This window comes from Martinezella lusitana, from assembly GCF_016901135.1.
GTDB classification, from domain to species: domain Bacteria; phylum Pseudomonadota; class Alphaproteobacteria; order Rhizobiales; family Rhizobiaceae; genus Rhizobium; species Rhizobium lusitanum_D.
This window is the reverse complement of sequence record NZ_JAFEVL010000055.1, coordinates 1-5,311: the sequence shown is the minus strand read 5'-3', so window position 1 is coordinate 5,311 and position 5,311 is coordinate 1. Positions and strand designations below refer to the sequence as shown.

The 5,311-nt window shown below is 56.4% G+C and carries 7 protein-coding genes; 1 reads left to right on the top strand and 6 read right to left on the bottom strand.

Annotated elements, in window-relative coordinates:
• The 6 genes from JTP94_RS25280 to JTP94_RS25260 all read right to left on the bottom strand — a co-directional run.
• The coding region (locus JTP94_RS25280) for an SDR family NAD(P)-dependent oxidoreductase (protein ID WP_204853182.1) at positions 1-841 on the bottom strand (841 nt) is incomplete at its 3' end.
• On the bottom strand, positions 838-1,629 hold the full coding sequence (locus tag JTP94_RS25275; RefSeq protein WP_204853181.1) for a hypothetical protein: 792 nt from the start codon (positions 1,627-1,629) through the stop codon (positions 838-840). The genes JTP94_RS25275 and JTP94_RS25280, both read right to left, overlap by 4 nt.
• 10 nt (positions 1,630-1,639) lie before the next feature.
• Positions 1,640-2,233, bottom strand: a complete 594-nt coding sequence (locus JTP94_RS25270; protein ID WP_204853183.1) for a protein-S-isoprenylcysteine O-methyltransferase — start codon at positions 2,231-2,233, stop codon at positions 1,640-1,642.
• 143 nt (positions 2,234-2,376) lie between these two features.
• Positions 2,377-2,955, bottom strand: coding sequence for a hypothetical protein (locus tag JTP94_RS25265; RefSeq protein ID WP_204853180.1), 579 nt, complete (start codon positions 2,953-2,955; stop codon positions 2,377-2,379).
• A 142-nt stretch (positions 2,956-3,097) separates the two neighbouring features.
• Positions 3,098-3,217: a hypothetical protein gene (locus JTP94_RS35635; RefSeq protein ID WP_047639510.1), complete on the bottom strand. Its 120-nt coding sequence runs from the start codon at positions 3,215-3,217 to the stop codon at positions 3,098-3,100.
• Positions 3,218-3,399: 182 nt separating this feature from the next.
• A complete protein-coding gene (locus JTP94_RS25260) occupies positions 3,400-3,996 on the bottom strand; it encodes a L,D-transpeptidase (RefSeq protein ID WP_204853179.1) in 597 nt (198 codons plus the stop codon).
• 306 nt (positions 3,997-4,302) lie between these two features.
• On the opposite strand from JTP94_RS25260, the gene JTP94_RS25255 reads away from it, so the two are divergent.
• Positions 4,303-5,055, top strand: a complete 753-nt coding sequence (locus JTP94_RS25255) for an SDR family NAD(P)-dependent oxidoreductase (RefSeq protein WP_204853178.1) — start codon at positions 4,303-4,305, stop codon at positions 5,053-5,055.
• Positions 5,056-5,311: the final 256 nt, after the last annotated feature.

The window sequence follows — 5,311 nt, the reverse complement described above, 5'->3', positions numbered from 1 at the left end:
CACAGCATTCATTGAACTTTTTGCCTGAACCGCAGGGACATGGATCGCCGCTGCGACGTTGCAATCGGCCGACCAATGGCAGCAGAATAAGCGAAGGCAACAACCTCGCCGTAAGGGCAACCAGCTTGGCCGAAATGCCCGGCACGACGAGACGGCGTCCGGATTTGAACCCGCGCCAGGCCCTTTCGGCCACATAAGCCGAATCCAGCTTGGGCAGAATCTTGAATAGCGTCGCCCGGCCGGCGCCGGATTTTTCGAGGAATTCCGTGGACACTGGGCCTGGAGCTACACATGTCACGGTTACGCCGGTGTCCCGAAGCTCCTGATGAAGCGCTTCCGAAAAGGAGCGCACGAAGCTTTTGCTGGCATAATAGAGCGCCATATTCGGCCCCGGAAGGAACCCGGCTATGGAGCCGAGATTGACCACACCCCCGCGACGCCGCGCCGCCATCTCAGGCAAAAAGTGAAGGGTCAGAGCGGTGAGGGCGCGTATATTGAGATCAACGATCCCAAGCTGCTCCTCAACAGGAAGGATCGTCGCCGCGCCGCGCAAACCATATCCAGCACTATTGATGAGGACATCACAGACCAAACCGTTTGCGGACAAGAAATCCCGCAGACGCGTCGATGCATCGGCTGCTACGACGTTCAGCTCAAGTGTGTACGCCTCGCCACCTGCCTCCCGCACGTCAGCCGCCGCAGCCGCTAGACCTTCCGATGACCGCGCAACAAGTACGACAACAGCCTGTTCGCGGGAAACGACTTTGGCCATTGCCCTCCCGATGCCTCGCGAGGCACCGACGACCACGACTGCAAAGCGGGCCTCTTCCTGGAGGCTCATGTCGCGTTTCTCAAGGCGGCCGTGCTGGGCACGACTTTACTTTGAGCAAGGTTTTTCACTTCATAGGCAACGTCGTCGTTCAATATCTTTTCGAACCGCTCCAGGGCTCGCGCCACATTGGCCCCATCCATCACTCTGTGGTCGTAATGGATCCGCACGGTTACTGTTCCGCTCTTGCTGATCGGGCCGTAGTTCAGCAGTGTCGTCAATGGCGTAAGCGGATTGAGGGACTCTGCTCCGAGGCCCGAATAGACCGATAGTTGAAAAGTGCCAAAAAAGCGCGGCCGTTGTCTGCCGATGTTCAACCCAAGCCACATCATCAACCATCTAAGAGGCCCCGGCAGACGTGCAAACTTCAGCATCCGCCGGAATTCCTTTATCTCGAGAACCGGACGTGACCGAGCTGCCCCGGTAAGCGCCTCGAGCTCGATGATGGATCTCTTCTCGGGGCGCTTTATGAGGCTGAGCAATACGACCTTCTCACCCTCATGTTCGCGCTCATGGGCAACTGAGGCCACGCTTTCCGGGTATTCATAAAGCTGCACTCTAGGCAACTTGACGTAGGCGCGCCGCAGCTCTGGAATCTCGCTCGCGAGGAGCGCGTACCCCTTCAGGAAAAGAACGGTCCAGGACGGCCTCACTGGCTGCGGCTGCATCGTCCTGGCTTCAAGCAGCGGGCCAAGATTCATCTGCCGCTGCACCGTAACACGCGGTACACCGATCGAGAATCTCATCAAATCTCCGACAAGACGTCGTGATGCTGATAACTTGATGGTTCGCCCTCGCATGGTGCCACCTCTAATATAGATAAGGAATAATTCGCTTCGTGCGATCCATATAGGCGCGGTACTCAGGGCCGAAATACTTCAACATCATACGCTCTTCTTTGTCTACCCGCAGGAAATAAAGGGTTGCAAAGCCCAACAAACCTGCCAGCCCCACCACCCAGTTCGACAGTAAAAAGGCCTGACCAAGCCCCATGAGCAGGAAAGACGTGTACATTGGGTGGCGGATGAGGGCGTATGGGCCGCTGCAAACCAGCTGATGCTTTTCGCGAATCTCCAGCGTTATCGACCAGTTCTTTCCGAGTTCCTTATGTGTCCTGCGGAAAATCCACATTGCTGACAAGAACAAAATCGTCCCGACGCCCACAGCCCATGCGTGGGCAGGATAATCGGCCACCCGCGGGATGCCCGTTGCGACGTAGATTCCGGGCACGACCGCTAGGCCCAGAAGAGCCGCGGCAAGCCCGATGGTCTCGATGTGAGAGCGTTGATCGCGGACGACCCGCAAGCGCTTAGCGCGACGCGCGAAAGGATATCGAATAACGTACCAGGTGACGACCCCGAGCACCCAGATGATTTCGCCGGCCCCGGCTGCCGATACGATCAGGTTGTTCACCAAAGCCTTTCTGCGATCCGCGATCGTCGACGCGCGTCGGCGGTATGACCACGCTCGTTCCTCAATATCATCGATAATTTACCGGAAGAATCGAATAGTACCAGAGCGGCTCGCGGACTCCGTACGACAACGCCTCAAGCCGTATTCATCTCTCGGAGTTGCGTAATGAACTGTTGCGGCCTCAGCCAGATACCGGGGACCTTATATCCCATGTGTCGTGCGATGTTCCCCACCCAGGCATTGCAATTGTCGATCGTTGCTTGCCACAGATGGGAAGTGGCTTGCTGCTTGCGTATGAAGGCAACAACATCCGCGTATTCGGCGTCGCTAAGCATGACCCGCCAGCTGGCCGACCTGTACTGTTCTTCCAGGTCACCATCGGTCGCTCCGGTCGTGGCCGGCACCGGCACGAAATGGCCCAAGATGTAAGGCGCAGCATCCGGCGAGGCCGGCGCAAGGCCCGCGACTTCAGGATCGATCATCTTTCCATTTTCATCGGCACGTCCAAAAACCACGTAGGTATGGCCATAAGTGAGCGCATAGCGCGAACGAAATTCGATAAAGTGACCAGATTTGTTTTGAGCGGAGGTTGTTGCCGGGCCGTGGCGGTTGGAAGTGAACCGGGGCTGGGGACTTTTGTCTTCCGTCTGGCACGATGCTGTCGCCAACGCCAGCAGGACTGCAAGCGAAAGGCCACCCATTCCACGCATCATGGTACGCTCCATTAGATAGGCCCAACAAGCGCGGGCTAGAAGTTAGCGATCAACTCTTCGCCGTGGTGATTGCAAGCGGGATCATGCGGCAGGATATGGGAGGGGAGGCCTAATCCGGCCCCCCCGCTCATCGAAGGTAAGCTTACTTGTAGACTGCTGCCGCGGGCGGCGGCGCCTTACCCTTTCCCTTGCCAATCGATGCGCAAGCGCTGAGATTGGCAACTGCCAAAACGGAGATGATCACGATTAGAATTCTCATCATCAAAGAAGTCCTCTCTCCTTAGGGTTGCATTACTTATCGCAGGCAACGAATCAAATAGTAGCCGCAACTAACATATTAGCCTAGTGCAGAAAAAACACACTTGTGACGGATTATCTGCGTATTTTCGAACGTGCATAAGTTGCCCTTGATCAAACTGACGGGTTCGATGAGCAAATATTCGATCAGATGACCACTACCCGCGTCCCCACCGGGGCGCGGCTATAGAGGTCGATAATATTTGAGTTTGTCAGACGGATGCATCCGTTCGACACCGCATGACCTATCGACCAGGGGGCGTTTGTTCCATGCAGGCGGAACATGGTGTCATGTCCGTCCTGGTAAAGATAAAGGGCGGCCGCGCCTAGCGGATTGAGCGGTCCGCCCGGCACGCCGTCCGCATACTGCATTAGACGAGGCTTGCGTTGCATCATGTCATCGGTGGGCTTCCAGGATGGCCACTCCGCCTTACGTCCAATGGTGGCTTCCCCTTTGAAGCTCAACCCCTCCTCGCCAACGGCAACACCATAGCGTGTTGCCAGGCCACCTTGCTCCACAAAGTAGAGATAGCGCTCCGACGTATCGACGACAATCGTTCCCGGCGGCTCGCCTCCCTCATAGGCCACCTCTTGCCGCCGAAGGTCAGGATTTTCATCCGGATCCCTCCCAAAGACCTTATACCCAAGCGGCGGCCCATCCTCCGACCCCGACACGCATCCAGAAATCATCAAACTCAAACTACCGAGCACCAATCCCCGGCGCGTAACGCGGCTTTCGTCCATTTTCACCTGCCCAGCAATAGATCAGCCCTGCGCTCGTCTTTAACATCGCCGCGCTTCTAAGGCTATCGCACATTAGCTGATTCTGATTGAGTTTGAGAAACATCGAAAGCCCAAAGCTGCATCTGCTATTATGTGAGAGGCCTGGGTCTCATTCGAGGCTCTACCGGCAGTCGGACCGACAAAAATTCAGGAAGCTTGAAACGGCTCCCGGCCGTAGCAAATGCGCGGTTGTGCATCGCCGATGAAACCACTTGCATCAACCATCGGCCTCTGCTCGATTAGCAGGAACTTAAAAGGGGGGACATTATGAAGCTTGGCCTCGACGGAAAAGTCGCGGTTGTCACGGGGGCGGGCTCTGGGATCGGCGCCGCGATTTCCCTTCAACTCGGCAGCGAGGGGGGTAAGGTTGTCGTTGCCGATCTTGACGCCGATGGAGCACGTCGCGTCGCCGACGAGATCTGCGCGCAGGGAGGCAAGGCTTGTGCCTTTACTGTCGACGTTTCCGATGCCGAAGCCGTAAAGCGGTTGATCGATTTCGCCGTCCAAACCTATGGTGGCCTGCATTTGGCGGTGAATAACGCAGGACTCGATGGTGTGCGAAAGACAACTGGGGATTACCCACTCGATCAGTGGCGTAAGTTGATGAGCGTCAATCTGGACGGCGCCTTTTACTGCATGAAATACGAGATCGCCGCCATGTTGCCGCGCGGTGGCGCTATCGTCAACATATCTTCGATTCTCGGTTCGGTTGGATTGCCACTGGCATCGGCGTATACGGCAGCCAAACATGGCGTTGTCGGACTGACGAAGGCTGCCGCAATCGAATATGCCAGATTGGGCATCCGCATCAATGCCGTCGGTCCCGGTTGGATTCAAACGCCGCTTTTGTCGGAGCATTTGGAAGTAACAAGCAGCCGACGCATGGAAGCACTCCAGCCCATGGGCAGGCGCGGAAACCCTGAGGAAGTGGCGGCTCTCGTATGTTTCCTTCTGTCCGAACAGGCAAGCTTCATCACCGGAAGCTGCCATCTGGTAGACGGAGCTTATACCGCCCATTGAACAACATTGCCGGCCCTGCATGTCGATTAGCTGCCTGAAGGCGCGGCAACGCGCCTTCCATCTTTGTCGTCTTAAGCATCCGCCGCCGACCGGGCTACGCATCCCTGGCCAGCTCCACCCGGTCGGCGGCTCGCGCCTGCGTATCCATACCTATAGAATCTTGCAGAGGCAGTAATAATGGATAGTATGATGTCGCATTTCTAAATTGATTACTTTGTTTCATTTCTAAATTGCTGTGACATTTATTTGTTGTATA

Bases quoted from the DNA above. Each gene is read 5' to 3' on its own strand.
- JTP94_RS25275 (WP_204853181.1), bottom strand. From the start codon at position 1,629: ATGCGAGGGCGAACCATCAAGTTATCAGCATCACGACGTCTTGTCGGA.
- JTP94_RS25265 (WP_204853180.1), bottom strand. From the start codon at position 2,955: ATGATGCGTGGAATGGGTGGCCTTTCGCTTGCAGTCCTGCTGGCGTTG.
- JTP94_RS35635 (WP_047639510.1), bottom strand. From the start codon at position 3,217: ATGATGAGAATTCTAATCGTGATCATCTCCGTTTTGGCAGTTGCCAAT.
- JTP94_RS25260 (WP_204853179.1), bottom strand. From the start codon at position 3,996: ATGGACGAAAGCCGCGTTACGCGCCGGGGATTGGTGCTCGGTAGTTTG.
- JTP94_RS25255 (WP_204853178.1), top strand. From the start codon at position 4,303: ATGAAGCTTGGCCTCGACGGAAAAGTCGCGGTTGTCACGGGGGCGGGC.